Here is a 26,226-nt window from a genome sequence, read left to right as displayed (position 1 = left end):
ATGCAGCTGTCCCCCCTCGACGCCGAGCTGGTGGCGCTCAGTCGCGATCATCTGCCGCCACTGGTGCTGGGCATGGCCCGGATAGGTGCCTGTCTGGTCTGGGTGCCATACCTGGCACCCGGCGTGATGCCCGCCAAGATGACCCGTACCGTGGTCGCCGTCATGGTGCTCATTGGTCTGTGGCCATCCACGGTGGGTACCGCAGCGGGCTTCCCGCAGGACATGCTGGCAATGGGCGGGGCTCTGCTGCGCGAGGTCCTGATTGGCACCGCCATGGGCGTCGTCGTTGCGCTGCCATTCCACATCTTCCATGCCATGGGCGCAATCGTGGACAACCAGCGTGGTGCCGGCGTTGGCGCGATGCTCGACCCGGTCAGCGGCATGGAAGCTACGGAACTGGCCAATCTGCTGCAGCTGATGAGCGTGGTGGTGTTCATGGCCACCGGCGGCATGATCGCGCTGCTGGAAGTGATCCAGGATAGCTATGCGCTGGTGCCGATGGGCGGCCCTGTCTCGCTCAACCTCGGCAATCTGCAGGACTTCGCCGGCACGCTGCTGGCCGGGGCGGTGCGCATGGCGCTGCCGGTCCTGCTGTTGTTGTTTCTGGTGGAAATCCTGCTGGGAACGCTGTCGCGCTTCGCCCAGCAGCTCAACCCGTTCTCGATCTCGCTGGCGATCAAGTCGCTGATCGCCTTCGTTGCCCTGTTCCTGTACCTCATGCCCACCATCACGCGGCAGGTGCCGCTGATTCGTGACAGCACCGACGCGCTCAGACTGCTGCTTCCGGCCGCCCAATGAAGACTGAAAAGCCGACACCGCACCGCCTGCTCAAAGAGTCCAGAAAGGGCAAGAGTTACGTCAGTCGTGACCTTGCTGCCGCAGCCGTGCTTATTGCCGGACTGGTGGCACTGGCCACTGCGACATCGGCCGGGCATGTGCACGCGTTCTATCGCGGCATGGCCGAACGCGGGTTTGCGCTCACCCCGGCCGAGGCGGGGCACCAGGCCACCGTTGCCTTCCTGTGGATGGTGGTGCCGGTGGGGCTGGCGGCGATCGTGGCCGCCGTGCTGATCTCGCTGGTACAGAGCAAGGGCGTCATCGCCGCAGAAGCTGTGCGGATCGACCTGGCGAGGGTCAATCCCGTGTCCGGCTTCAAGAACCTCTTCTCGCTGAAGACCGTAAAGGGCGCGGTTACCGCCGTGCTGTATCTGCTGGCCGGCTGCCTGTTCGCCTTCCTCGCGTGGCAGCTGTTCGCGCCGACGCTGTTTTCGCAGGTGATGCTGCCGGACAAGGCCGCTGGTGCGTTGTGGCACGACGTGGGCTGGAAGAGCACCGCGCTGCTGCTGGCAGTGCTTTCACCGATCTTCCTGGGCGCGGCTTTCGTCGAGCACCGTCTCTACATCCGTGACATGCGCATGGACAAGAGCGAGGTGAAGCAGGAGCACAAGGACCACAACGGCAACCCGGAGATCAAACAGAAGCGCCGCCAGATCAATGATGAGCTTTCGGCGCAGGTACAGGCTGACGTGGCCGGTTCGACCATGATCCTGGCCAATCCGACGCACATCGCCGTGGGCATCTACCTGCATCCGGACTACCCCGGCCTGCAGTTCGTGTCCGTGCGCGAGCGCGGGCACCGCGCGCGCCGGGTCATCCAGTGCGCCGAGTTCCATGGCGTGCCGGTGGTGCGTGACATCCCACTGGCGCGCGGCGTCTATTTCGGCACCCGGCGCTATCAGTTCGTGCCGCGCCACCTCACCGATTCAGTACTCCGGATCCTCGACTGGCTGCTCCAGGTCGAGCGCCAGAGACGTGGCTTCGACCCCGACCAGGACGAACCCACCGCCTAGGCATCGACCCTGGCCAAGAAAGGTAGGTATCGACCGTTGGTCGATACAGAAACGGTAGGTATCGACCGTTGGTCGATACACCACAAATGAGTGAAACACGAAAGCCCCCTATTGCCTCCGCCGCCACACTGTGCTTGTCCTGCAGTAACGGCGGCACCCAACCCAGGTAACCCCTCATGAATGCAACCGCCCCCGAAAACACTGCTGGATCCGACGCCGACCAGGCCATGCTGGATGAGATGGCCCAGCTTCTGCTGGACGGAGCCCAACAAGGTGCCGCCCTCAAGGACCTGAAGGGTGTCAGTGACGACATGCTGGAAAGCGTTTACGCCTACGCGCATCGCTTCTACACCGATGGCCGGCTGGACGAGGCGGAAACCTTCTTCCGCTTCCTCTACCTGTACGACTTCTACAACGGTGACTACGCCCTCGGGCTGGCTGCCGTTCTGCAGATGAAGAAGCAGTACGCCAAAGCCATCGACATGTACGCGCTGGCATATGCCCTGCTCAAGCGTGACGAACGGCCCATGCTGCACGTCGGCCAGTGCCATCTGGCAATGGGCAAGGTCGCGCTGGCGCGCGACTGCTTCGAGACCGTCACCCAGCGTTCGGACGAACCTGCCTTGGTGGGCAAGGCACAGGCCTATCTGCAGGCCATGGCCAGCACCACCAGCGAACCTCCCGAATCTACCCAGGAAGACTGATTCCGCATGAACATTTCCGCCACCCTCGGCACCACGCCTTACGCCTTCACCGGAGCCACCAGCAAGTCGGACGAATCCGCCGCCAAAGTCTCGGCCGGATTTGGTGCTGCCTCGATGCAGCAGATCAAGGCCATTGACGAGCATGCGCTCAACCTGCTTGCCAAGGCCGCCACCGAGCAGGCCGGCGAAGCCAAGACCGCCAGGCCGCAGGCCCCAGGCACCCCGGAGCTGCGCCAGCCCGACATGCCGCGCCTGATGCGCGCCGCGCACCAGCAGAATCCCGGCATTCCGGGACAGCAGCGCCAGCTTACCCCGGAAGCGGTGCTGTTGATGATGAGCATGCAGCTGAGCAGCGCGGTCAGCGAAGAGAACAGCCGCAATCTGGCGTCCCAGCTGGAGCTGGTGAAGGCGCGCCTGGCGGCACGCGCTGCCAGTGCCGCCGAACTGTCCGAAGCCATCAAGCTGGCGCAGGCCGTCGTTGACGCCGCCATGGGCGAAGCCGGACAGGCCGAGGGTGAACTGGCGGCGGCCGCGGAGGCACTCAAGAAGGCGCAGGCTGAAGTTGCCCGTCTGGAACAGGCGCTGGCAGACGCGCCGCCGGAAGAGCAGGAAGCACTCCGCGCCCAGCTTGAAGCGGCCAAGGCCAACGTCGCCGTCCAGCAGGGCAGGGTGGACACCGCCCACGCCAAGCTCAACGAAGCGCTGAACACCCTCAACAGCGCGCTGAAGGACCTTGAGGAATTCAAGCGCCAGGCCGACCAGCTGGATCCGAACCGCAGCATCAGCGTGAGGGGCGACGAACAGGCACTTTCCAATCAGTCTGAACTGGAATTCCTGCTGGCCACGCTGCAGAAGATCATCGGTGACGCAAACCTGAAAAAGTTCGCGAAGGACACCGAGTTTGTCCAGGCGATGCTGAAGGCGCGCGAGGCCGAAAACCTGCGTCGCTCCGAGGAATACCAGCGCGAGCTGGAAAAGGCGGAGCAGGCACAGAAGAAGATGGGCTGCCTCGGCAAGATCATCGGCTGGGTCGTCACCGTGGTGGCGGTGATCGCGGCTCCGTTTACCGGGGGTGTCAGCATGGCGTTGGCCGGTGTCGGGCTGGCGCTGGCCATCGGCCAGGAGCTGGGCTTCGACCCGCTCGGAAAGGTGCTTGAGCCGATCATGAAGCTGGTGATGAAGCTGGTCCAGGAAGTGGCCAAGGTGGTGGGCAGCGCGCTGAAGGCGCTGGGCGTCTCCGCCGACGTGGTGGACAAGATCAAGGACGTGGTGGCGCTGATCGCGGTGGCCGCGATGGTCGTGGCGATCGCCTTTGTCAGCAAGAAGGCAGCCAGCACCACGGCGGTCCAGGCAGTGACCAAGGCGGTTACCAAGGCGGTGACCGAAGCCATCAGCAAGGCGCTTCCCGCCATCATCAAGGCCGCGGCCCACAGCCTGAAGCACACCGTAGACGACATCGCCGCGGCGGTGACAAAGTCTGTTTCCAAGGTGGTGGGTACCAACTCCGACACGCTGGCGCTGCGTGCTGGTCAGGCCACCAAGGCCATGCACGGCATGCAGTTTGCCAACCAGACCGCGCAGGGCGTCGGCTCGATCGTCATCGCGGAGATGCACCTGGACGCGGCCAAGATGCTGGCCGAGCTCGAGCGTGGCATGGCCGACTCGGAGATCTTCCGCGACCTGATCCAGATGATCCTGGACTACTACCTGCAGACCAACTCATTGATCGCCGCCCTGTTCGAAAACATGACCGACGTGCGCGAAATCCAGGACCAGACGGCGTCGCATATCACCTCGCGCGTCGGCGCGGCCGCTGCCTGACCCTGGCACATCCATTCAAGGACCTACCTCATGACTACCGCAATCATCTCCAATACCCCGGCATTCCAGCCGTTGCTGTCACGCGAGTCCAAGGCGCAGGAGAGCGCCGAGATCAAAGCCGCGGGCATGGATTCGGCGACCCTGGCCGCGCTCGTGGCTGGCCTCGCCGCCCAGATGGTCGTTGATACCGGCAAGACCGCTGTCCATTCGCTGGTCAACCTGCGTGCGCCTGCCATCCCGCTGAGTGAGGCGTCTGCCTTGCTGAGCGGGATCATGAGCAAGCTGCCGACCATGCTGGCGCAGCTGGCAGGAGCCAGCGACCCGGTCAAAACGGAGGCGGGTACCGAAGCGCGCCTGGCTGAAGCGGCCGCCGCCACTGTGATGATGCGCGGCGTGGGCGACGCCCAGGGGGATACCGGTGCCACGCAGCAGCCCAACGGCATCGACGCCGATGCGGCGGATCGTTCAGCCAATATGGGAGCCTGGATCCAGAGCAGTCCGTTTGCGAACCTGCTGACCCTGCTGCGCCAACTGCTGTTGAAGTTCGAGGCGATGGATCGCCGTAATGGCTCGCAGATGGTGATCATGCAGCGTGAGATGACCATCGTGGCGGGCGAGAGGGGTATTCAGAAGGCGCGTGAGAATCTGGGCGGCGCGATTGGTGCAACGCTCCTGACAGGGGCGATCGGCGGCGCAGCACTTAAGCAGTCGATGAAGTCCACCAGCATGCAGACTGACAGCAACATCAGGCATCAGAACACCGCCAACGGGGCCAGCGTGGGTGCAGCGGGCCAAAGCCATGCCACCAAGGCGGCCGGGTTGCCCTCCGCGCAGCATCGCGCTGCCCGGAATGTCGATGGCGACCCCGTGAAGTCGTCTGGCACACAGGGCAGCCCCGCGGCAGACCTGCAGGATGATGCGTCTTCCTATACCTCCGAGATCAAGACCGCCGTGAATGAGGTATCGGCCTACGGCAACAGCGACGCATTGCAGGCGGCGCACGCGTATCGCATGGCCGAGTCGCAGATTCCGGCAAGCAACGCCGTCATGCTGAACATGATGGCTCCGTCCATCGGCGGAACGATAAGCGCCGGCGTTCAGATCGAGGCCGAGACCACCGAGGCCGAACGCCAGCTGATGCTCAACGTAGCCGAAACGCTCAAGCGCGTCGCCGATGCCCATCAGGACCAGCAGATGAAGAACCGCGACATGCGCGAAGCCACCACGCAGATGCTGGAGAGCCTGATGAACCTCATCGCCAGCACCAGCAGCCACATCATCCAGAAGTCCTGAGGTTCCAACATGACGACCGCCATCCAATCCAATCCGGGCAGCATCGGAGCTCGCCACCCCCATGCGCTGGCTCCCACCGACACGCAGAAGGGAGCCGATCCGCTCGCGCTCGACCCCGCGACCGTTGTGAAACTGAGCCAGGCACAGGTGTTCATGGACAACGTGCGCCACGCCTGGGCAAAGCAGAGCCAGGTGGCCATGCGCTACACCGCACAGCTGAACGCGTCGCAGCAGCAGTCCGCTGCCATGGCGGCGCAACTGGGTCTGTCGGCGGTTCCCTCCACATTGATGCCGCAGGGCAGCGAGGTCGCCTGTCACCCCGAGATGCAGGAGCTGCTCAAGAAGCATCGTGAGCGTGAAGCCCAGCTTTCCGGTGAGCTGGATGCCGCGATCGACGATGCCCAGCGACCCAACATGGAGCTGCTGCGCGTTCTGGGCTTCCTGGATTTCAGCGATACCCGGGATACGCGTGAGACCGATCAGACCCGCGAGCAGCGCCCCACAGGTGACGGTCCGCCGCCCATTGATCCAGCGACCAAAGACGCCACCGGTCTGATCTGGGACTCACACGCGGAGTTCTACGACCAGATTGGCGTACTACTGTCTGCCTTGAAGCAGAACTGGCTCAGTAAGTATCAGGACGCGATGAAGAAATTCCTGGAGTTCTACCAGGAGTTCTCCGACATCATGGAGAATATCAAAGTTGATGGCGTCGGCGACAAAGGGGACGTGAGGGTCGATTTCAGTGAAGTTCTAAGCGAGCTCAAGAGCCTGATGAGCAAGTACGGTCTTGACGAAAACGCTCTCGCGGAGTTTCCGAGCGAGGAAGCAGCGAAGGCATTTGTCGACAGCATTGGAATACCGGGTTTGAAGGTCGATGGTCCGGGGTCCGATGGGCTATACAGGGTCAAAATGAGCATGGACGAGGTGGCTCAGATTGCCAAAAGCATGGATAACAGCCCATTCGCACCCGTGTTCACTTGGGACAGTGCCAAGTACAACGCCTGGATCTCGGCCAAAGACGGCAACGTCGAGCAGATCAAGCATATGAGCAAGGTGCTGGGTGAGAAGCTGAGTGAGACGACGCAGCAATTCGACAATATTGTAAAGATTCTCAGCTCCACCATCGACAAAATCACTGATGCCGACATGAGCTTCATCAACGGACTCTGATGAAGGTCACGGTCGGATAGCCGATTCATTCGTCCCAACCCGGCTCACAAGCTGCAATCTGGAAACCGGTTGTCGCTTGTGGGCTTTGCGCTGAACGCGATCAATTGAACATCAGGATTAATCCATGCCACACGGAATTCAAACCCCCATCGCCGGCACCCACCCCAGCATGCTGGTGCGGGAACTCAGCCTCGCAAAGGCAGTAGGGCGTCTCCCATTGGCGGATATTGGCAATCGACCCAGTCAGTTCCCCGCGTGTCAGATGACCAACGTGTCAGGAATGTACGCGCAGCGCGCTTTTGGCTATGCCACAAACAAGGCGTTCGATGTCATGTCGGCGTCTCTCGACGCGGGGGCGCAACCGGCGCTTTCCAGCGCGGATGCGCAAGCGGTACGTCGTTCCATGTCATGGTTGGATCCGAACCAGCCCGAACGATTCGGCAATATCGTGTTGGGTCGCTTTTCCGCGCTGGGAACCCTGCATGCGGCGGTGACGCACCTTATGGCAAGCCGTCCCGATGATCCCAAGCTGATCAAATGCGAGAAGGATTTGAGGAAGGCCATCGTCAACATGGCGGTTTCCTCGGGCAAATGTGATCGCGCGCCTCAAGGAATGAGCATGGGAGGTGCCTCCAGGCATGCCGCGGCCGAGCTGGCCAAAGCCGGCGAGTGCCTCGTCAAGTGCGTGAGCTCGCTGGATCTCCAGGAGCTCGTCGGCGGTGTTGTCCAGGGCGTACTGCAGGAGTCGCTGACCCTGGCCGTTGGGGACAGGTTGGGCGGGTTGGTCAAGAAGCTGAAAGACGAGGGCCACACTTCGCTCGATGTGATGAGCGTATTGCAGGGGCGCGCAGCAGAGAAGATCCGTGCAGCCGCTGAGCATCTGATTCTCACGGGTAAGACGGATACGGTCCAGAATGGATTGCTGATGTTGCTCAAGATCCCGCAGATCGTGGTCGAAGGGCAGCCAGGCCAGAAGGGGCCGGAAAATCCCCAAGACAGAAAGGACACCCAGCCTCCGGCAGTGCCGCGCGAGCTGTTGGATCGCAGCGCGGGCGCGCCGATTCTGTACAACAACTCGCCGACCACGGTGAACAACAACTTCAGCGATCTGGTGAAAGCGCTGGAGGGCAGGTGCCTGGATCTGAATTCGGTCTCCAATCTGCTCGATGTCGCGCGGCGGGATGCGTACAACCTGGGGCGCGCGGAAGAGCGCGTGGACCGTCTGCTGGGTCTCACTGAAGATCTCAAGCAGGGCCTGGATAGAAAGAACGGGCGCATCCGCGATCTGGAGCAACAGCTGGCGGAGAAGAATGCCGAGCTGTCGCGTTGGCTGAAAGGTGGTGTGGATAACACTGGCGTTGAGAAGGATCTGCCGCCGGTCATGCATGCCGAGCAGAATGAGATGAGGCGTGAGTCAGCGCTCTTCGATTTCTCCTGCGCTGGGCAGCCCGCGTCGGCGAGCGTGACTTCCGAGCACGTTGCAGTTGAGGGGAATGTGGCGGAGTTCCAGGAAGAGCAGGCATTCGAACTCGATGTGGAAACGCCTGTGCGCGTCGAGGTTCACACCAGGGAAACGGTGCCCAACGATGAGTTCGAGTCCTACGTCAAGGAGCTCGTTGCGGAACCTGATGATCGCTCCTACGGTCGTAGCCGCAGCATACTCAGTGACGGGGAACTGGTCGAAGCGCGCGCCGATCTTCCCAATACCACAGTGAACGTGGCCGACTTCCGTGCGTTCCAGCGAGCGGGAAGCATCGCGTCATCGACAAGCGGGAGTGAGCCGGTCTCCCGACGAAACTCGGGGTCGTCACGCATGTCCGGTTCGACGTCCGGCGTGAGTGTTTTCGACAGCATGGAGCGTGTCGCGGGGCGACGTCCAGGTCAGCGCGATCCAGTAGCCGGGACCAAGCCGGAGCTTCAGGCGCTTTTCGATGCGATCAAGCTCAAGCGAGCTTCAGGCGAACACCTTCCCCTGCAGGCGGTGGTGCGGGAGAAGAGAGGCCTGAATTACTCGGTCGGCACGCAGGAAGCGATCAACCAGGGTGACCGGATACTTCGGGACGACTGGCGTGCCCGTGCTTCCAGCACTACTTCCCTCACCAGCTCCCAGGCAGAGCACCTTCGGGATTTGACCAATGTTGAGCCGAGGCCGGTGGATATGGAGCGGATACGCTCGTTTGATGTGGATGCTCTGCATGCGCGTCTGTGGGCGGCTGCGGAGCGGCCGGAATCCGAGACGGGCGACGACATGGTGGTGCAGAAATCCATGCTGTCTCACTCCTACTTTTCTGCCTCGCGTGACTCCGGCCTGGATGAATCGACCGGAGGCGAGGACACATCGAGTCACGTCAGTTCGCTTGAGCGCGCTGACGCGGCAAAGATGAACTCAGTCACCATGTCAGCGCGGCTGCTGGCGGAGATTCAGGAGAAGCGCGCTGCCCTGAACTCGTCAGCGCCTTTCATCGTCAGAAGCTCATCCGGCAAGGGCTGGGGCGTCTGGCCGGGGCAGCGTCCATGAAACGCCACTTCGAGCTGAACGACCTGCGGGAATGCATCGGCGACCACCTGCAACGTGAGCCTCGCGAGATCACCGGCCAGCTGCGGCTGGTCGAGGACCTGGGCATCGACTCGCTGGGCATGCACGCCCTGCTGATCGACATCGAGGAGGCCGGCGGCCGCATTCCTACGCCCGAGGAACTGGAGCGCGTCAGCACCGTGATCGAGCTGTACGTGGCCGTAACCGGTTCGGCGCTGCCGTGAAACTGGGCGTGTGTGCGATGGCAGTGGCGGCTGTAGCCGCCACTGCCAGTCCGGCGCAGGCCCGGGTCTATGCCACGCTGGGGCCTGATGGTCAGCTGCAGGTATCACCGACTCCATTGGCCGGAGCCACCGCGTTCGACCCGCACCGTCCCATGGCGGTGCGGGCGTCCGCGCGTGGGAAACCCGGTGCGCGTGTGCCATCGGCAGTGCGCCCGGCAGGTCATGCACGCTGGGCTCCCTTGATTGACCAGGTGGCGGCCGAGCACGCGGTGGACGCGCGGCTCCTGCACGCCATCGTTACCGTGGAATCGGCCTATGACGAGCGGGCGCGCTCGCGCGCCGGTGCGTTGGGTCTCATGCAGGTGATTCCTGCCACGGGTAAGCGCTTCGGCGCGCGGGATCTGCTGGACCCGCTGCAGAATCTCCGCGCAGGCACCGCCTATCTGGTGTGGTTGCACCGTCGCTTCAACGGCAACCTCGAACTGATGCTCGCTGCGTACAACGCCGGCGAGGGCGCGGTTCAGCGCCATGGCAATCGGATTCCGCCATTTGCGGAGACGCGTCAATACGTTGCAAAAGTCTCTGCGCTGTATCACAGGCCCCGCGATTGACGACGCGCGCTTCGACCGGTGCGACTCTTCCTGGCGCAGCATGCAGTTGACATCGCTCGCCGAAATCACTTTGAAACTAATTTTGTACGTTGACCTGCGCGCAGCTGTCAGTCTGCGCCCCGTGGCAGCCGGTGTGCCGCGCCGCTTCACTTCTTCGTCCTCGTCTTCGGATTCCGCATGTCTCTCATTCACAAGTTGAAACTGCTCTCGGGTCAGCTCGACGGCGTCGAATTCACGCTGTTGCCGGGCGACACCATCTTTCACGTGGGACCGGCGCGTACGCTGCATGAAGACCGGCTGGAGAGCACCTTGGCCAACGCGGACAACGTGTTCTACATCCCGGGTGACCACCTGCCCGCGTCGTTCCGTGTCCGTTGCGCGGACAGCGAAGTGAGCCTGGAAGTGCGTGAGAACGGCAACATCTGCTGGATCGCGCAGGAGCTGCCGCTCAATGAGGTTGTGTACGTGGCAGGGTTGACCCTGGCCGTGCGTGAGGAGAACGAGACCTGGTCGGCGGCGGTTCTGGATCATCGCCTGCCGGTGGTGGCACCGTACGCATCGCTGGAACATGCTGCCGCTGCCGCACCTCAGCGAGCGCCGATCACACTTTGGCTGACGCTCGCGGCACTGGCGGCGGTGGTGGCGGCCACCGGTTGGTGGGTCTATGACCGTCAGCGTCCGGCGACCCAGGTGCGCAATCTGGAGCTGGTGCTGGCGCAGTCGCCTTACGACTACAACGTGGTGCACGACAAGCATGGCCGCATCCACGCGTTCAGTGACACCGCCGAAGCCATGAGCTGGGGCCAGCGCGCCAGCGAGCGTGCCGGCCGCACCAAGGACATCTACCACATCCGCCATCTGGAAATCGCACGCATCGGCACCTTCCTTGACAGCGCTGGCGTGGACTACGCGGTGATCCGGCTTCGTACACCGCAGGTACCCGAAGTGGTGATTACCGCCGTCAGCGCGGACGACAGCGAGCGCCGTCGCCGCGTAGCGGCCATGCTCGCACCGCATCTGCCTTACGCGACCCGCATCGACGTGCGCTCGGTCGGCGACGGCCATCTGGTCAGCCTTGCCCGCAACGGGCTGAGTGCCCGCGGCATCACCACCCGGCTGGGCACCCAGGCGGGACGAACCAGTCTTACCAACGACACCTTCCTTGACGATGCCGCACTGCACGCCATGTCACGTTACCGCGACGAGTTCGTGCAGGAATGGGGCGCGCGCCGCGTGCACATCAACATCCGCTTGTGGGACGACCTGCTCAAAGGGCGCTCCTACCAGTACTCCGACGATCAGCTGCTCTCCATTGGTGAGGGTCGTTGGGAGTTTTCGACCTCAGGCAGCAGATGAACCATCCTACTCTGGAGAAGTGAAATGAGTGAATTGAATCGCCCGGCACCTGCGCCTGGCAATGGCTGGGATCCAAACCATCCCGAAGATCTGAACCGCTGGAAGGGCTGGCTGAGTGAGCACAGCCATGCATTTGACAAGGGTGTGACCAAGCTGAAAGAGGAGCTGAAGAAAGCGTTCGATGAGCTTGCAGGCGACGGGTCGGATGACAACACCGGCGATCCGACCGACCCCAAGAAGCTGGCTAAGTACCAGACCGCGCTGTCCGAGTACACCACCTACCGTTCGCTGCAGTCCAACTCGGCCAAGAGCCTGGCTGACATGCAGAAGCAGAATGCCCGAAACCTGGGCTGATGCATCCTGCTGGCCGGAGCGTTCCTGTCCGGCCGGCTTTCCCTCGCGCAAGACTCCGCAGGAGAAAACCCCACCATGCTGCACGTTACCCAGATAGCCACGGCGATCGACGCGACCGAAGGCGCAGACGGTGCCGCCGTATCGCTCTCTGATCGCATGAGCCAGGCCCTGGCCAACAGCTACGTCACCGCCGGCGAACAGCAGGCCTTGATCCATGCGGCCAGCAACGATCCGTATACCGCGACCAACCCCACCGAAATGTTCGCCCTGCAGACGGCACTGGCCGACTACACCAAGCGCATGACCGTGGCCGCCGGCCTGGCCAATCACATGAACAAGACCGTCGAGACGCTGCTCAAGTCATGAACACGCCGTTGTTTGCCGCTACCTCCCGCAGGGTGGGGTGGGTGCTGTTGGCAGTGCTGGCCCTGCTGATGCTGAGCGGCTGCGCGCGCAAGCCGCTGCTGGAAGGCCTGGACGAGCGCCAAGCCAACGAGGTGATCGCGGTGCTGCTGCGGCATAACATCTCCGCCGAAAAACTCAACGCCGGCAAGGGCGGCTATCAGGTCCAGGTGGCGGCTCGCGACCTGCCGGAATCCATCGAGCTGATGCAGCGCAACGACCTCCCGTCAGCTCCGCGCAGCCAGGTTGCCAGTGCGTTTCCAGCGGATTCGCTGGTCAGTACGCCGCTCGGTGAGCGCGCACGGTTGATTTCCGCGGTGGAGCAGCGCCTGGAAGAGTCGCTGCAGCTGATTGACGGTGTGCAGTCCACCCGCGTGCACCTGAACTACGACGCCAGCATCGGCGGAGAGAACCGTCGAACCAATCCGCGCCGCATGCATGTAGCCGCTGTGGTGGCGCACGCGCCCGGTGTGGATGAGGAAGTCCTGATGCAGTCAATCAAGCGGTTTCTGCGCAATACCTTCGATGGCATTGATTACGACAATGTCTCGGTCATTCTGACCGAGGTCGAAGGCCCGCGGACTCTGGCGGTGACGTCCGCCAGCGAGCGCGGCGTGTCCATGCTCATGCTGGTGGTGTTTGCGGTGCTGGGCGTGGCCTTGGTGCTCGGTGGCTGGGTCCTCATGCGCGCAGTGCCAGCCGTGGCCAACGGCGCGCGTGCTCTGTGGCGGCGGCTGAGCCGACGCAACCCTTCGCCCACCGGGAGCCGCTGGCGTGGAGTCTGAACTGTTGCGGCTGGTATACGCACCCGCCAGCTACTACCGGCCCTGGCGTTCCACGTACGCGCAGGCGACGGCGGCCCAGCAGCGCTGGCTCAATGCCACGCTGATCCGCCAGCTTGACCTGCCGCTGCCGTCGGCCGGCGCGCATGCCCGCGCGCCACTGGCGCGGCGCGTGGTCGCCGCATGGGAGCGGCTGCCCGAGGTGGCGATCCTGATAGGTGCGGCGCGCCTGCGCGACTGGGTGTCGATGCAGCGCGGCGGCACCGCGCTGCCGCTGCCGCTGCAGGCGTTCATGCGCGCGGGCTACTCGCGGTACGACACCCCCGAGCGACCACGACTGCCGCTGGATGAAGACCCTGACTCCTTGTTGCGTTGGGGCGCGGCCGAAGTGCGGGCATTGGCTCCTCTGCTGCCACCGTGGCTGGGACCGCGCCTGGCGCTGCCGCTGCATGCCGACAGCGGCGACGCGCCCGAACTGGAGGTCCGCCCGGACCTTGATCTCTTCTGGAGTGCCCTGAACTATGTTGAAAAGCTTTCCTGAGCAGGCGCTGAGCTTCGCGGTCGGCGGGATCATCTCGCCCAGCGCATTGGGCCAGGCCGCACGCGCCGACCGGTTGGTCAGCACGGCCCGGCGGCGCGCGGCGGCGGTCCTGGAGGGGGTGCCTGCGCAGGTCTCCCTGGCCACCGCACACGCCCATCGTGATGGCTTCCATCAGGGCTATGCCGAAGCGGTGACCCACGCGGTACCGCTGCTGGAAGCGGCGCTGGCGGACGTGCAGACGCTGCGTGAAGCCGTGCTGGGCCAATTGCGCACGGTCATCAGCGCCAGTCTGGCAGCAGAGTCGGTCGAGGCCGATCTGGTCATCCGTCGTTGCGAACAGGCGTTTGCCAGCGGCGAGACCGACATCCGCCTGCACGTGCCGCCGCAGATGGATGCACTGCGTGAGGCACTGCAGCAACGCTTGGCGCAACACACGCCGGAGCTCCCGCTCGTAGTGTTGGAAGGGCAGGGGGCATTGCCCGTGTTGAGCGTGGGTGCATTGGTATACGAACTGGATCCGGTGCATGCGCTCAGCCGTGCGGTGGAAGCCAGCGTGGATGCCGATGCGCTTGAAGCCGGTGCGCGCGAGCGTGCCTCCCGGTATCTGGCTGCGATCAACGCCCGATTGAAGCCATTGCCATTTCCCGATTCTGTCAATGGAGTAAACCGATGATGCTGAACAAGCTCGACGCCGTGGCGTCCAATTTCTCTGCCCTTCCCAGCAGCAAGTCCACTTCGTTGGATCAGCGCCTGCGGGACGTGGTTGGCGCAGGCACGGGGGGAGAAGAGCGCAGGCCGGATTTCAGCGATCTGGTCCCGGAGATCCAGCCGATCCAGGAGAAGCCCGGCACCAAGCCGATGCCGGTGTCGCCGAAGGAAATGGTCGACATGATGTGCCGCAAGTGGTTCGAGGGCGAGTTCCTGCAGGCCATGATGCTGGGTGACCCGGACGAGAAGCTGGGCGTGAAGCCTGAGCCTTACGCCGACTGACCACGGCGACAAAGAAGAGCCGGGCTGTGCCCGGCTCCGTTGCGCACCGCTTTCAGCCGGGCAGAGCCCGGCTCTACGGTGTTGTCGCCTGTTCCGCCGGTGCCGACATCCAGCGCCTGATCTTCGCGTCCAGGATATCCAGCGGCATTGAACCGTCCCGCAGTACTTCGGCGTGGAAGCGCCGCGGGTCAAAACGGGCACCCTGCGCCGCCTGGACCGCATCGCGCAGCTCCATCATCTTCAACTCGCCCAGGCCGTTGGCCAGCGTCTGGCCGGGAAGGGCCATGAAGCGTTCAACCTCGGCCGTGGCGTCGTCCGCCGGCATGTCGGCGGTCTTGACCAGGTAGTCCACCGCCTGCTTCTTGCTCCAGCCCTGTGCATGCACGCCGGTGTCGGCGACCATGCGCGCACTGCGCGTGAGTGCGGCCTGCAGGTAGGCTACCTTGGCATAAGGGTCGTCGTAGACGCCCAGTGCATCGCCGAGCGATTCGGCATACAGGCCCCAGCCTTCCACGAAAGCGATGTCGCCGCCCATTCGACGGAAGCGCGGCAGCTTGTCCAGTTCCTGCTGCAGTCCCAGCTGCACGTGATGCCCGGGAATGGCCTCGTGCAGGTACTGCATGGGTGCCGACCAGCTGCGTCGGCTTGGCAGGGCCCCGGTGTTTACATACAGCACCGCAGCGCGCATGCCATCGGGCAGTGACGGCTGATAGCTCACTGCTGCGGCACTGCCCGCACGGTCGGCTTCAACCGCGCGGATCTGCAATGCGGCCTTGGGCAGGATGTCCAGTTGCGAAGGCAGCCGCGCGGCCACCTGCTGCTGCAGCTGGGTGTAGCGACCCAGCAGCGCCTGCGGCGTCGCAAACTGGAAGTCGCGGTCGCTGCGCATGTAGCGCAGCACCTTCTGCTGCGATCCGCGGATGCGGTTGTCCTTGAGCACTTTGCCGATCTGCTCCTGCAGTGCGGCCACGCGCTGCTCGCCCAGTGCGTGGATCTGCTGGGGACTGAGCGTGCTGGCGGTGCTTTGCAGCACGGTCTGCGCGTACCAGGCCTGCCCATCGGGCAGGGCCGACAGGCCATCGCTGGTGCGCGTGGCGGGCAGGTATTCGGTCGCGATGAAGCCGCGCAGAGCGCGATAGGCCGGCATGATCCGCAGTTCGATCATGCGCTTGTATTCAGCCGTGATGCGCGCCTTGTCGGCCTCCGGAAAATCGTCAGGCAGGTTCCGCACCGGAGCCCAGTAGATGCTTTCCTCGGCGGTGGGCACGATGACCGCGTCCAGCTGCGGCAGCACCTTTTCCATGAGATCGCGCGGCTGCACCACGCCCGCCTTCATGCCGGCGCGCATGTTGGTGATGGCCTGGTCAAACAGCGCCGGAATGCCCAATGAGCGGCGCGACCAGGCGTCATAGTCGGCGACGGTATTGAAGGGTTGCGCGCCCGAGCCGGAGCCCAGAATCGCCATGATGCTGCCGAGGTTGTAGTACTGGCTGATCGGCATCATCCACGAGGGGTACTTTTCCGCCGCCAGTGACATCTGTGCGTCGCGCACGAACATCTGGTAGCTCAGCAGGTCCTGGCCCTCCAGGCCATCGGAGCCGATCTTCTCGACCTTGCCCAGCCATTCGGTGGTGAAATCGTGCGACTGCTGGCGCCAGGCGGCCGAGAGGATGTTGGGCAGCTGGTCGTTATGGCGTCCATCGCCCTGGAAAGTGGCCTGCAGCGGATTCAACCGCATGGAGGCATCCCAATACTCGTCGTACACCAGATTCAGCTGCGCGGCCTTGCTCTGCTGGCGGACCAGCGGTTTGCGTGCCGGTGCGGCGGGACGCGCGCGTGGTTTGGCCTTGGGCTTGGCGGCCGGGCGGGTCTGCGCGGCGGCAGGGCGGTTGGCCTTCTTCTTGGCCGCTTCAGCCGGCGGTGCGGCGCTGAAGATCAGGGCGGCGGCGAAGGCAAGCGCCAGGGCGCGGGCGGGGTGGGACATGGAACGCTTCCGTAAATCCTATACAGACCCGGGAGCTTGCCTGATTCGCCCGGCCCCGACCACCGGCCATTCAGCCGGTAGCGCACGACCGTTGGTCGTGCGGTCAGCCTTCAGCGATCTCCGGCCCGGGTGAACGGCACGCTTTCCGGGGCCACCGCGCCGCCGGAAATGATGAAGCTCATGGCCTGGTCCACGGTCCAGTCGGTAGGGGTAAGCAGTTCCACCGGCACGATCTCCAGATAGCCGGAGGTCGGATTGGGGGTGGTCGGCACATACACGGCGGCCAGTTCACGGCCGGTGCCCTGTTCACGGATCACCCGGGTGACCAACCCCACCGACTTCATGTCACGGTGGGGGAAGTCGATCAGCACCACGCGCTGGGTGGTGCCGGGCTCGGTTTGAAGCATGTCCAGCAGTTTCTTGGCGCTTTCGTAGATGATGCTGGCCAGCGGAATGCGTTTGATCACCGCGCCAAACCAGCGCAGCAGGCGCTGGCCGATCACGCGGCGGCTGAGCACACCCACACTGAGGATGACCAGCAGCGTCGCCGCCAGGCCGATCACGTTCTGCACCCATTCCACCTTGACCCAGCCCAGGTAGTGCGGGAACGAGCCGGCAATCTGCTCGGAGAACGGCACCACCAGCGGGCTGCTGATGCCGGAAAGCAGCACGAATACGAACTTGACCACCACCCAGGTCAGCCAGATCGGCAGCAGGGTCAGCAGGCCGGTCAGGAACAGGCGCTGCAGGGAGGGGCGCGGAACCAGATGGGGGGCTTCGATCGACATCGGCGCATTGTAGCGGTCTTGCCGCCCGGATTACCCTGCGCGTTGCCGCCGGAAGCGGCACCGGGGAGGAATGCTGTGTTGAAGGGATGGAAGACGTCGGCGATCGTGCTGGGGGCATTGTTGGGGTTGCCGGTGCTGATCTGGGGCATCTCACGGGCGCTGCCGGTACCCGAAGCGCAGGCGCGGGCGCTGGAAGACATGCGGCAGGCCGGCGAGAGCGCGCCTTCGCCCCAGGACAACGCATTTCCGGCCATCTGGCTGTTGCCCTATGACGGCGTCGCAGAAGATCAATGGGCGGAGCTGCTCGCCGAGGATGTGGCGCGGCACCGCGACGCGATGGCGCGAGGTGCAGACGGCGAGGTCCAGGACAGCGTTGCAGGGGATCGTTTCCCTGCCATCAGCAGCCAGACCCGGTGGTGCCGTCGCGACACGGGCAGCTGCCTTGAGCAGGTACGTAAGCACCAGGAAGCCGTTGCGGCCGACCACGCCGGTCACGACGCCCTGCATGAGCGGGTGGCGGCGCTCAGCCGGTATGGGCATTACCGCAATGGGTTCACGCTCGAAGCCCACATGCCATTTCCGCGACTGGCACTGGTGATGGAGCGCACCTCAGCGCACGCGCTGGCGCACGTGCATGGCGACAGCCAAGCAGCCCTGAAGGGTGTATGCGAAGACGCCATGTCCGCACGCATGCTGATGCGCAGGAGCGACAGCCTGCTTGTGGCGGCGGTAGGCGGGGCGTGGGCCGAGCGCAGTGCCAGCCTGTTCACCGATATCCTGTCAGAGCTGCCACGCCAGGAACGGCTTCCCGCGCTGTGCGCGACGGCCTTCGCGCCGCCCGCGGTCGCCGAGTTGGACATGTGTCACCCGCTGCGCGGCGAGTTTGCGTACCAGGCGGCTTCAATGACGTCGGCAAGCGTAGAGCCGTACCAGCGAGGCTTCTTCAGTGCCGAAAAGACCCAGGCCCGGGCCGCGTGGCTGCTGTCCCGCTCCTGCAGTGCCTCTGCGCAGGCGCAGATTCATGAGGATGAGCGCGTTCAATTGCCGGCCCCGCCGCCGGTATGGGACCCGCACTGCGTCGCCAACCTGACAGGGTGCATCGTGATGGGCATCGATGGCCCGGATTACGAGGTATACGTTCACCGCATGCAGGATCACGGGGCGCAGCTGCGCTTGGCGGCAATCATGATGTGGTTGCGCGAGCAGCCGCTGACGCAGGGTGATGACAACGCGCTGACTGCGCTGGCCGAGCTGCCCTCATGGCTGCGGAGCCCGTCAAGGGAGCTGCGTGGCACACCGGCAGGCGATGCGCTCGAGCTGGAACGGTACGACACGGCCGGCGCGCCACAGGGGCGCGTGCGTGCGTCATTGCCATTGCACTGGCGCGGCCGCGTCACCCGGTCGTTGTGCGTGCGTTCGGCTTCAAACGCAGATACACCTGCTTGCGCACCCGTGCGATGACGTCGCCCTGCGCATCGACGATGTCGTTGCTGAACCAACGAAGATGTTTCTGGCCGTCCGCCGTCTCGACCCGCAGGCCATCCAGCAGCGCGTCGTCCAGTCGGAACTCGGCCACCACCGTGCCGCGTCCGGGCTTCAGGAATTCAATTTCGCCCGCCCTGTCCCAGACGTAGTAGTTGCGGCCCAGGTTCTGCATCACGGTCAGCATCCAGAACGGGTCGGTCATCGCGAACAGGCTGCCGCCAAAGTGGGTGCCCACATAGTTGCGGTTCCACGGGCGCATGCGCAGTTCCACACGGACGTAGCGATAGTCGTCACTGACGTGGGTGACGTGGATGCCGGCGAACAGGAACGGTGGCCACAGATTGATGCCGTGGCGGAACAGACTGGCCTTCATTGCGCGGAAGGAGGTTGGGGAGATGGAGAAAGCCTACCATTCGCTGGCGTATGGTTCAAAGCGCGGGGGCACCTGCGTGCATGATCCCGGCGTCACTCGTCGATGATGTCGGTGGCGTAGCCATCCCCGCCTGTGCTCCGCGCGCGGAGCAGGGCAGCCTTGGCACCCTCCATGAAGACCTTGGGCGTGCTGGCGGCATCGGGCACGCGCGAGTACAGCCCGGCCGTCACGGTGACCTGTGTGGTCTGCCCCAGCTGTACGGGCACGTTCAAACCCCGCACCCGCGCTATCAGGTCTTCCACCACCTGCAATGCGCCTTCGCCGTTGGTCTCGGGCAGGAGCAGGGCGAAGCGGTCGGTGCCAAGGCGCACGCTGACGTCATGCGGACGGCGCGCATGCGCGGTCAGCTGCGACGCGACGGCGCGCAGGGCGGCGTTGCCGGCGTTCAGACCGTGAAGGTCCACCAGCGTGTTGAAGTGGTCCAGCTCCACCAGCACCACACTCAACGGCCGTTGCAGGCGTTGGGCTGAACCGTGCGCTTCGCGCAGATGATGCTCCAGGCGCGGTCCCGTACCCAGCCCGGTCACCGGGTCGGTATGGATGAAGCGGTGCCAGTGGATCAGGTTCCAGGCCAGCCACGCGCCCAGCAGGGCGGCCAGCGTGACCACTGCGGCGACCGGGGCAAACCACACATCGCTCAACCGCAGCAACACAAAGCTGCCGAGCAATACCGTCGGAACCGCCAGCACCAGACCCCTCCGGGTGCGGGGCACCAGGAGCAGCGCGCCGCACAGCATCACCAGCAGGCCGCTCAGCAGGGTCTGCGCCCAGCCGGGCAGCAGCCGCAGGGTCTTGTTGTCGAGCAGCATGGCGGCGACGTTGGCCTGATACTCACTGCCGCTCAAACCCCGCACCGGGGCGCTCGGCGTAAGCAGCAGCGGCGCTTCGGCCGGCGTGGTCACCCCCACCAGTACCAGTCGGCCATGCAGCACACCAGGATCGACGCGGCCTTGCAGGACATCCACGTACGAAAGCTGGGGGAAGGTCCGCGCAGGACCAGCGAAGCGCACCCGCACCTGATGGTTGCGTCGCCACTGCCAGGGCGAGGCGTTTTCCGGGGGCGCTTCCAGTCGCCCGGGCAACGGCGGACGGCGACCTGCCAGTGCCACGCCCAGGGCGGGCCAGTGAGGTGAGCCGATGCCAGCGGTGAGGTACAGGCCGCGACTGATGCCGTCAGGGTCGACCTCGACATCGCTGTGACCCAGGGTGGAGGCATTGGCGGCGATCATCGGAATGGGCAACCGCTCCTCGGCAACGCCGGGGTGCCGGGTGGGCACTGCCGCGACCGGCAGCACCACGCTGCCGTTGCGCCGGATGGCGGCCGCCAGTTCCGCGTCCTGGCTGGCGTCTTCTGTATCGGGGTCGGACCACGGCAGGTCCATCACCACACGGTGGCTCCCGGCCTCGGTCAGGCGATCCAGCAGCTGCGCGTGGGTGGAGCGCGGCCATGGCAGCGGCCCCAGCGCATGCACGCTGGGCGCGTCGATGGCGATGATGAGCAGGCGCGGGTCGGGGGTGTAGCGCCACGAACCCACCCAACGGTCGTAGAGGGCTTCGTCCTGCTTCCAGAACACCTGTGCATGACTGAGTGTGGCGGCCACCAGCCCAACCAGCACCAGCAGCGTGATGCGCCTTGGCCAGGACAGCGGGTGCGGCAAGCGGTGTGAACTCACGATCATCTGAGCCCCGATGCACGGGGCTTGGCTCGCGACCCCCATGGTCGGAACCGGACATCCCCCCGGATGGACCGGAGTGCACCGCACCCCGCGCCGGCATTATGACCCGGTTGCCGTGCGGGGAAGGGGAGCCGTGCCGCTTCCGGCCCGGCTCAGAACAGCAGCGCGGCCATGCGGCGGCGGTAACTACCCACCAGCGCGGCGTCGTCAATCACCTTGAAGGCATCCACCAGCAGCTTGCGCGGCAGGCCCCCGGCGAAGTTTGGATCGCGCTCGAGCAGGGCGATGAACTGATCCAGCGCGGCGCTGTCCTGGCCAGCCAGCAGCAGCTGCACGCCGCGCAGATGGCGGGCCTGCAGGTCGTCGCCATTGGCCGCTATCCGCGCGTCGAGCGATTCCGGCGACGGTGCATCCTGCAGCGCGCTGGCGAAATCCAGGCGCGCGCGGGCGCGCACGGCGCGTTCATCGGTGGCGAGGTTGGCGGGCAGGGCGTCGATCAGGGAGCGGGCCTCGGCGGTGCCGCCGGTCTGCAGCAGGGCCACGGCGAGATCAAGCTTCAATGCTTCGTTGTCGGGCTCGGCGGCGATGCTGGCGCGCAGCACGTCCACCTGGGCCTGCGGATCCAGCGGTTCGGGCTCGGCGGCGGCCTCATCGGCAGCTTCGGCCGGGGTGATGCCGTGCTGGGTCAGGAACTCGCGCAGCTGGCCTTCCGGCAATGCGCCAGGGAAACCGTCGACCAGCTGGCCGCCCTTGACCAGGAATACGGTCGGCACCGAGCGGATCTGGAAGGCGGCGGCAATCTGCTGCTCCTTGTCCACGTCCACCTTGGCCAGCTGGAAGGCCCCGTTGTACTCGGCGGCCAGCTTTTCGAGGATCGGCCCCAGCGTCTTGCAGGGTTCGCACCAGGTCGCCCAGAAGTCGACCAGCACGGGGGTCTGCAGCGACTTCTGCAGAACCTCGGCCTCGAAGGTGGCGGTGGTGGCTTCAAAGACGTGGGTCACTTCGCTCATGGCAGGCAGTTCAACCGGTAAAGATGTCTCCAGTTTATGGTGACGCGAATGGCCCGGCGCAACCCCGGCCGTTGCCGTCATGCCCGGCTATAGGCGTGCGCGCCCGGGTGGCAGACAATGGGCGCATGCAGACACTTCAACGTTATGACCCGTGGGCAGGCGCGGTTGGCGCGGGCCTGTTCATCCTGGCGGTGATCGGCTTTGGTGCCGCGCTGCCGGGTTACCTGCCGCTGGGCCATCCGGTGGCGCTGCTGGGCGCGCTGGGGGTGCCGCACGCGCTGGCCTTCAATGTGCTGGGGTTTGTGGTGCCGGGACTGATTGCAGTGGCGGTAGCGCTGCGGCTGCTGGCGCGGGTGCCGCGCACCGCGCCGTGGTCGCTGCGGGTGGGCGGACAGATGCTGCTGTTGTCCGGGCTGGCGTTTGCCGCGATGGGGCTGCTGCCGCTGGACGCCAGTGATATTGAAAGCCGGGCCAGCCAGTACCACGCCAGTGCGTGGATGGTGTGGGTGCTCGCCTTCGTGCCGGGCGCGGTGCTGTCCGGACTGGGCGAACGCGGGTTGTCCGCTGGGCGGCGGTTGGCGGCGGTGCATCTGGCGGCGGGCGTGCTGGTGGGCCTTGGCGCGCTGGTGCTGCAGATGGTGATGCCGGCCCCGCTGGCGCAGCGGCTGGCGTTTGTGACCTGGGCGGTGTGGCTGGCCGTGGTGTTGCCGGTGGCGCGGCGCTGACGCCGGGCTTGCGCGCTTGTCAAAGGGGGTGTCGGACGTCGTCCTTCACAAATCCTTGATATATCAACAGCATGAAGTCCTCGCCGATGTCGTTTCCGGCACCGATTGGAGCGCTTTGCCGCACTGCGGTACCCTGTGCCGCTTTGCCGCCGCACACGCGTTTCCATGACCAGCGTCGAACCCAACGTTTACGACCCGCAGCAGGTTGAATCCGCCGCCCAGAAGTTCTGGGACGCCACCCGTGCCTTCGAGGTGAACGAGTCTTCGGACAAGCCGAAGTACTACTGCCTTTCGATGCTGCCGTACCCGTCCGGTGCGCTGCACATGGGCCACGTGCGCAATTACACGATTGGCGACGTGATCAGTCGCTACAAGCGCATGACCGGTCACAACGTGCTGCAGCCGATGGGCTGGGATGCCTTCGGCCTGCCGGCCGAAAACGCGGCGATCAAGAACAAAACCGCGCCGGCCAAGTGGACCTACGCCAACATCGAGCACATGCGCGGCCAGTTCAAGGCCATGGGCTATGCGATCGACTGGTCGCGCGAGTTCGCCACCTGCACGCCGGACTACTACGTGCACGAGCAGCGCATGTTCACCCGCCTGATGCGCAAGGGCCTGGCGTACCGTCGCAACGCGGTGGTGAACTGGGACCCGATCGACCAGACCGTGCTGGCCAACGAGCAGGTCATTGACGGCCGTGGCTGGCGCTCCGGCGCGCTGGTGGAAAAGCGTGAAATTCCGCAGTGGTTCCTGCGCATCACCGACTACGCCCAGGAACTGCTGGACGGGCTGGACGACCTGCCGGGCTGGCCGGACTCGGTCAAGACCATGCAGCGCAACTGGATCGGCCGCTCCGAAGGGCTGGAAATCCAGTTCGACGTGCGTGATGTCGACGGCAGCGCGCTGGATCCGCTGCGCGTGTTCACCACCCGTCCGGACACCGTGATGGGCGTGACCTTTGTGTCCATTGCCGGCGAACACCCGCTGGCGCTGCATGCCGCCAAATCGAACCCGGCGCTGGCGGCGCTGCTGGCTGAAATGAAGCAGGGCGGCGTGTCCGAAGCAGAACTGGAAACCCAGGAAAAACGCGGCATGGACACCGGCCTGCGCGCCGTGCATCCGGTCACCGGCGACACCGTGCCGGTGTGGGTGGCCAACTTCGTGCTGATGGGCTACGGCACCGGAGCGGTCATGGCCGTACCGGGACACGACCAGCGCGACAATGAATTTGCCAACAAATACAACCTGCCGATCCGCCAGGTCATTGCGCTCAAGAGCCCGCGCAAGGACGAGGGTGAATATGACGGCAGCCGCTGGCAGGACTGGTACGGCGACAAGAGCCGCGAAACCGAGCTGGTCAATTCGGCCGAGTTCGACGGCCTGGACTTCCAGGGTGCGTTTGAAGCGTTGGCCGAGCGTTTCGAGCGCAAGGGCCAGGGCCAGCGCCGCGTGAACTATCGCCTGCGCGACTGGGGCGTGAGCCGCCAGCGTTACTGGGGCTGCCCGATTCCGGTGATCTACTGCCCGAAATGCGGTGCGCTGCCGGTGCCGGAAGAGCAGCTGCCGGTGGTCCTGCCGGAAGACGTCAATTTCGTCGGTACCGGCTCACCGATCAAGGCCGACCCGGAATGGCGCAAGACCACCTGCCCGGACTGCGGCGGTGCGGCCGAGCGCGAGACCGACACCTTCGACACCTTCATGGAGTCCAGCTGGTACTACGCCCGCTACACCTCGCCGGGTGCCCGCGATGCGGTGGACAAGCGCGGCAACTACTGGCTGCCGGTCGACCAGTACATCGGCGGTATCGAGCACGCCATCCTGCACCTGATGTACTTCCGTTTCTTCCACAAGCTGCTGCGTGATGCGCGCATGGTGGACAGCAACGAGCCAGCGCAGAACCTGCTGTGCCAGGGCATGGTCATCGCCGATACGTATTTCCGCCAGAACGAAGACGGCTCCAAGGACTGGATCAACCCGGCCGACGTGGACGTGCAGCGCGACGAGCGTGGTCGCATCACCGGTGCGACGCTGATCGCCGACGGCCAGCCGGTGCAGATCGGCGGCACCGAGAAAATGTCCAAGTCCAAGAACAACGGCGTCGACCCGCAGGCCATGGTGGGCAAGTACGGCGCTGACACCGTGCGTTTGTTCTCGATGTTCGCCGCACCGCCGGAACAGTCGCTTGAATGGAACGAAGCCGGCGTGGACGGCATGGCGCGCTTCCTGCGCCGGTTGTGGGCGCAGGTGCACAAGCACGCCGCCGACGGTGCCGCTCCGGCGCTGGATGTGGCCGCGCTCAACGCCGAGCAGAAGGCGCTGCGCCGCAAGACCCACGAAACTATCGGCAAGGTCAATGACGACTTCGGTCGCCGCCACAGCTTCAACACCGCCATTGCCGCGGTGATGGAGCTGATGAACGCACTGGCCAAATTCGACGACAGCTCCGAACAGGGCCGGGCCGTGCGCCAGGAAGCCCTGCAGGCCACCGTGCTGCTGCTCAATCCGATTACTCCGCACGCCAGCCACGCGCTGTGGCAGGTGCTGGGCAAGGGCGAGTCGCTGCTGGAAGACCAGCGCTTCCCGCAGGCTGACGAGGCGGCGCTGGTCCGTGATGCGGTCACCCTGGCGGTGCAGGTCAACGGCAAGCTGCGTGGCACCATCGAGGTGGCGGCCGATGCTTCCCGTGACCAGATCGAGGCACTGGGCGTGGCCGAGCCGAACGCCGCCAAGTTCCTGGAAGGGCTGTCCGTGCGCAAGATCATCATCGTGCCGGGCAAGATCGTGAACATCGTGGCGGGGTGATGGCCCCGCGCCGCCGGGCATCACCCGGCGGCGGTTCCATCCAACCTTTGTTCACGCGCGTTCGGGCATCGTGGAGGGCGAATTTCCTGTTGCCGGTATCGCCCGGCTCAATCAGACTGTGCCCATGATCCGACTCCTGCTTGCCCTCGTCCTCACCGCTGCCCTGACCGGGTGCGGCTTCCACCTGCGCAACAAGCTCATGCTGCCGGCCGATACCGCTGCCGTCCGGGTGGTCTCCACCGCGCCGTACAGCGAGCTGGCCAAGCTGCTGCGCCGGGGGCTGCAGGCGTCAGGTGCGGAACTGGCCGATGAGGACAGCAAGGGGCCCGCGGCACAGCTGCAGGTGCTGTCCGAGCGCTGGGGCGACCTGCCCATCGCCATCGATGCCCAGGGCCGTGCCCAGGAGTACAGCCTGCGCTACGCGGTGATCTTCGTGTTCCGCCGCGAGGATGGCAGCGACCTGGTGCCGCAGCAGGTGATCGAACTCTCGCGCGATTACGTGTCGCCGCCGACCGACGCCACCGGTACCACCACCGAGCGTGAAATCCTGGCCGACGAACTGCGCCGCGAAATGTCCGCATCCATCATGCGTCGCATCGACAGCGTGGTGCGCAAGGAACTGGAACGCGGTCGTGCGCCCAGCCCGACCGCGCCGGCGGCGGTGCCGGCGACACCGGCCAGCC

The 26,226-nt window shown here is 64.9% G+C and carries 25 protein-coding genes; 20 read left to right on the top strand and 5 right to left on the bottom strand.

Annotation, left to right across the window (positions count from 1 at the left end; all coding sequences use genetic code 11):
• From sctT to EGJ34_RS04395, 16 genes are all read left to right on the top strand, one after another.
• Entirely contained in the window at positions 1 to 798 is a 798-nt protein-coding gene (gene sctT, locus EGJ34_RS04470) for a type III secretion system export apparatus subunit SctT (protein WP_125359337.1), read from the top strand.
• The gene (locus tag EGJ34_RS04465) at positions 795 to 1,850 is read left to right on the top strand and encodes an EscU/YscU/HrcU family type III secretion system export apparatus switch protein (protein WP_125359336.1); all 1,056 of its coding nucleotides are present in this window, start codon (positions 795 to 797) and stop codon (positions 1,848 to 1,850) included. Before sctT ends, EGJ34_RS04465 begins: the two co-directional genes overlap by 4 nt.
• 176 nt (positions 1,851 to 2,026) lie before the next feature.
• On the top strand, positions 2,027 to 2,554 hold the full coding sequence (gene sicA / locus EGJ34_RS04460; RefSeq protein ID WP_312023014.1) for a type III secretion system translocator chaperone SicA: 528 nt from the start codon (positions 2,027 to 2,029) through the stop codon (positions 2,552 to 2,554).
• Between the two features lie 6 nt (positions 2,555 to 2,560).
• Entirely contained in the window at positions 2,561 to 4,375 is a 1,815-nt protein-coding gene (gene sctE, locus EGJ34_RS04455; protein ID WP_125359335.1) for a type III secretion system translocon subunit SctE, read from the top strand.
• A gap of 30 nt (positions 4,376 to 4,405) precedes the next feature.
• Positions 4,406 to 5,668: a hypothetical protein gene (locus EGJ34_RS04450; RefSeq protein ID WP_125359334.1), complete on the top strand. Its 1,263-nt coding sequence runs from the start codon at positions 4,406 to 4,408 to the stop codon at positions 5,666 to 5,668.
• 9 nt (positions 5,669 to 5,677) lie between these two features.
• Positions 5,678 to 6,841 carry an IpaD/SipD/SspD family type III secretion system needle tip protein gene (locus tag EGJ34_RS04445; RefSeq protein WP_125359333.1) on the top strand — a complete coding sequence of 388 codons (1,164 nt, stop codon included), beginning with the start codon at positions 5,678 to 5,680 and terminating at the stop codon, positions 6,839 to 6,841.
• 124 nt (positions 6,842 to 6,965) lie between these two features.
• Positions 6,966 to 9,359, top strand: coding sequence for a hypothetical protein (locus EGJ34_RS04440; RefSeq protein WP_125359332.1), 2,394 nt, complete (start codon positions 6,966 to 6,968; stop codon positions 9,357 to 9,359).
• Complete coding sequence (locus EGJ34_RS04435; RefSeq protein ID WP_125359331.1) at positions 9,356 to 9,601, top strand: phosphopantetheine-binding protein; 246 nt, start codon at positions 9,356 to 9,358, stop codon at positions 9,599 to 9,601. The genes EGJ34_RS04440 and EGJ34_RS04435 overlap by 4 nt, the downstream gene beginning before the upstream one ends.
• A complete protein-coding gene (locus EGJ34_RS04430; protein WP_221740380.1) occupies positions 9,598 to 10,212 on the top strand; it encodes a lytic transglycosylase domain-containing protein in 615 nt (204 codons plus the stop codon). Before EGJ34_RS04435 ends, EGJ34_RS04430 begins: the two co-directional genes overlap by 4 nt.
• A gap of 177 nt (positions 10,213 to 10,389) precedes the next feature.
• Positions 10,390 to 11,568, top strand: coding sequence for a PrgH/EprH family type III secretion apparatus protein (locus tag EGJ34_RS04425; RefSeq protein ID WP_125359330.1), 1,179 nt, complete (start codon positions 10,390 to 10,392; stop codon positions 11,566 to 11,568).
• Between the two features lie 24 nt (positions 11,569 to 11,592).
• Entirely contained in the window at positions 11,593 to 11,922 is a 330-nt protein-coding gene (locus EGJ34_RS04420) for an EscF/YscF/HrpA family type III secretion system needle major subunit (RefSeq protein ID WP_125359329.1), read from the top strand.
• 75 nt (positions 11,923 to 11,997) lie between these two features.
• Positions 11,998 to 12,288: a type III secretion system inner rod subunit SctI gene (gene sctI / locus EGJ34_RS04415; RefSeq protein WP_125359328.1), complete on the top strand. Its 291-nt coding sequence runs from the start codon at positions 11,998 to 12,000 to the stop codon at positions 12,286 to 12,288.
• A complete protein-coding gene (gene sctJ / locus EGJ34_RS04410) occupies positions 12,285 to 13,109 on the top strand; it encodes a type III secretion inner membrane ring lipoprotein SctJ (RefSeq protein WP_125359327.1) in 825 nt (274 codons plus the stop codon). The genes sctI and sctJ overlap by 4 nt, the downstream gene beginning before the upstream one ends.
• Complete coding sequence (locus tag EGJ34_RS04405; RefSeq protein ID WP_125359326.1) at positions 13,099 to 13,647, top strand: hypothetical protein; 549 nt, start codon at positions 13,099 to 13,101, stop codon at positions 13,645 to 13,647. Before sctJ ends, EGJ34_RS04405 begins: the two co-directional genes overlap by 11 nt.
• Positions 13,628 to 14,320 carry a hypothetical protein gene (locus EGJ34_RS04400; RefSeq protein ID WP_221740379.1) on the top strand — a complete coding sequence of 231 codons (693 nt, stop codon included), beginning with the start codon at positions 13,628 to 13,630 and terminating at the stop codon, positions 14,318 to 14,320. The genes EGJ34_RS04405 and EGJ34_RS04400 overlap by 20 nt, the downstream gene beginning before the upstream one ends.
• Entirely contained in the window at positions 14,317 to 14,637 is a 321-nt protein-coding gene (locus EGJ34_RS04395) for a hypothetical protein (RefSeq protein ID WP_125359324.1), read from the top strand. The genes EGJ34_RS04400 and EGJ34_RS04395 overlap by 4 nt, the downstream gene beginning before the upstream one ends.
• 73 nt (positions 14,638 to 14,710) lie before the next feature.
• Here the strand turns inward: EGJ34_RS04395 and EGJ34_RS04390 are convergent, their stop codons facing one another.
• Positions 14,711 to 16,621: a DUF885 family protein gene (locus tag EGJ34_RS04390; protein ID WP_125359323.1), complete on the bottom strand. Its 1,911-nt coding sequence runs from the start codon at positions 16,619 to 16,621 to the stop codon at positions 14,711 to 14,713.
• Between the two features lie 110 nt (positions 16,622 to 16,731).
• A complete protein-coding gene (locus EGJ34_RS04385) occupies positions 16,732 to 17,409 on the bottom strand; it encodes a DUF502 domain-containing protein (RefSeq protein WP_125359322.1) in 678 nt (225 codons plus the stop codon).
• Between the two features lie 78 nt (positions 17,410 to 17,487).
• Between EGJ34_RS04385 and EGJ34_RS04380 the strand changes: the two genes are divergently transcribed.
• Positions 17,488 to 18,870 carry a hypothetical protein gene (locus EGJ34_RS04380; protein WP_125359321.1) on the top strand — a complete coding sequence of 461 codons (1,383 nt, stop codon included), beginning with the start codon at positions 17,488 to 17,490 and terminating at the stop codon, positions 18,868 to 18,870.
• On the opposite strand, the gene EGJ34_RS04375 is transcribed toward EGJ34_RS04380, so the two are convergent.
• From EGJ34_RS04375 to trxA, 3 genes are all read right to left on the bottom strand, one after another.
• A complete protein-coding gene (locus EGJ34_RS04375) occupies positions 18,803 to 19,267 on the bottom strand; it encodes a DUF4442 domain-containing protein (RefSeq protein WP_125359320.1) in 465 nt (154 codons plus the stop codon). The two genes, EGJ34_RS04380 and EGJ34_RS04375, sit on opposite strands and share 68 nt — an antisense overlap.
• A gap of 92 nt (positions 19,268 to 19,359) precedes the next feature.
• Positions 19,360 to 21,000, bottom strand: coding sequence for a CHASE2 domain-containing protein (locus tag EGJ34_RS04370; protein ID WP_260476901.1), 1,641 nt, complete (start codon positions 20,998 to 21,000; stop codon positions 19,360 to 19,362).
• Positions 21,001 to 21,155: 155 nt separating this feature from the next.
• Positions 21,156 to 22,013: a thioredoxin gene (gene trxA / locus EGJ34_RS04365; protein WP_125359318.1), complete on the bottom strand. Its 858-nt coding sequence runs from the start codon at positions 22,011 to 22,013 to the stop codon at positions 21,156 to 21,158.
• 125 nt (positions 22,014 to 22,138) lie between these two features.
• Here trxA and EGJ34_RS04360 point away from each other — a divergent pair, with 125 nt between their 5' ends.
• From EGJ34_RS04360 to lptE, 3 genes are all read left to right on the top strand, one after another.
• Positions 22,139 to 22,738, top strand: a complete 600-nt coding sequence (locus EGJ34_RS04360) for a DUF998 domain-containing protein (protein WP_125359317.1) — start codon at positions 22,139 to 22,141, stop codon at positions 22,736 to 22,738.
• A gap of 165 nt (positions 22,739 to 22,903) precedes the next feature.
• Positions 22,904 to 25,543: a leucine--tRNA ligase gene (gene leuS / locus EGJ34_RS04355; protein WP_125359316.1), complete on the top strand. Its 2,640-nt coding sequence runs from the start codon at positions 22,904 to 22,906 to the stop codon at positions 25,541 to 25,543.
• A 124-nt stretch (positions 25,544 to 25,667) separates the two neighbouring features.
• Positions 25,668 to 26,226: LPS assembly lipoprotein LptE (lptE, locus tag EGJ34_RS04350; RefSeq protein ID WP_125359315.1), on the top strand; the 559-nt coding region annotated here is incomplete at its 3' end.

This window comes from Stenotrophomonas sp. 278, from assembly GCF_003935715.1.
In the GTDB taxonomy this organism is placed as follows: domain Bacteria; phylum Pseudomonadota; class Gammaproteobacteria; order Xanthomonadales; family Xanthomonadaceae; genus Stenotrophomonas; species Stenotrophomonas maltophilia_AH.
This window is presented reverse-complemented; position numbering and strand designations above follow the sequence as displayed.

Coding starts and splice junctions, on each gene's coding strand:
- sctT (WP_125359337.1), top strand. CDS start 1: ATGCAGCTGTCCCCCCTCGACGCCGAGCTGGTGGCGCTCAGTCGCGAT.
- EGJ34_RS04465 (WP_125359336.1), top strand. CDS start 795: ATGAAGACTGAAAAGCCGACACCGCACCGCCTGCTCAAAGAGTCCAGA.
- sicA (WP_312023014.1), top strand. CDS start 2,027: ATGAATGCAACCGCCCCCGAAAACACTGCTGGATCCGACGCCGACCAG.
- sctE (WP_125359335.1), top strand. CDS start 2,561: ATGAACATTTCCGCCACCCTCGGCACCACGCCTTACGCCTTCACCGGA.
- EGJ34_RS04450 (WP_125359334.1), top strand. CDS start 4,406: ATGACTACCGCAATCATCTCCAATACCCCGGCATTCCAGCCGTTGCTG.
- EGJ34_RS04445 (WP_125359333.1), top strand. CDS start 5,678: ATGACGACCGCCATCCAATCCAATCCGGGCAGCATCGGAGCTCGCCAC.
- EGJ34_RS04440 (WP_125359332.1), top strand. CDS start 6,966: ATGCCACACGGAATTCAAACCCCCATCGCCGGCACCCACCCCAGCATG.
- EGJ34_RS04435 (WP_125359331.1), top strand. CDS start 9,356: ATGAAACGCCACTTCGAGCTGAACGACCTGCGGGAATGCATCGGCGAC.
- EGJ34_RS04425 (WP_125359330.1), top strand. CDS start 10,390: ATGTCTCTCATTCACAAGTTGAAACTGCTCTCGGGTCAGCTCGACGGC.
- EGJ34_RS04420 (WP_125359329.1), top strand. CDS start 11,593: ATGAGTGAATTGAATCGCCCGGCACCTGCGCCTGGCAATGGCTGGGAT.
- sctI (WP_125359328.1), top strand. CDS start 11,998: ATGCTGCACGTTACCCAGATAGCCACGGCGATCGACGCGACCGAAGGC.
- sctJ (WP_125359327.1), top strand. CDS start 12,285: ATGAACACGCCGTTGTTTGCCGCTACCTCCCGCAGGGTGGGGTGGGTG.
- EGJ34_RS04400 (WP_221740379.1), top strand. CDS start 13,628: ATGTTGAAAAGCTTTCCTGAGCAGGCGCTGAGCTTCGCGGTCGGCGGG.
- EGJ34_RS04395 (WP_125359324.1), top strand. CDS start 14,317: ATGATGCTGAACAAGCTCGACGCCGTGGCGTCCAATTTCTCTGCCCTT.
- EGJ34_RS04390 (WP_125359323.1), bottom strand. CDS start 16,621: ATGTCCCACCCCGCCCGCGCCCTGGCGCTTGCCTTCGCCGCCGCCCTG.
- EGJ34_RS04385 (WP_125359322.1), bottom strand. CDS start 17,409: ATGTCGATCGAAGCCCCCCATCTGGTTCCGCGCCCCTCCCTGCAGCGC.
- EGJ34_RS04375 (WP_125359320.1), bottom strand. CDS start 19,267: ATGAAGGCCAGTCTGTTCCGCCACGGCATCAATCTGTGGCCACCGTTC.
- trxA (WP_125359318.1), bottom strand. CDS start 22,013: ATGAGCGAAGTGACCCACGTCTTTGAAGCCACCACCGCCACCTTCGAG.
- EGJ34_RS04360 (WP_125359317.1), top strand. CDS start 22,139: ATGCAGACACTTCAACGTTATGACCCGTGGGCAGGCGCGGTTGGCGCG.
- leuS (WP_125359316.1), top strand. CDS start 22,904: ATGACCAGCGTCGAACCCAACGTTTACGACCCGCAGCAGGTTGAATCC.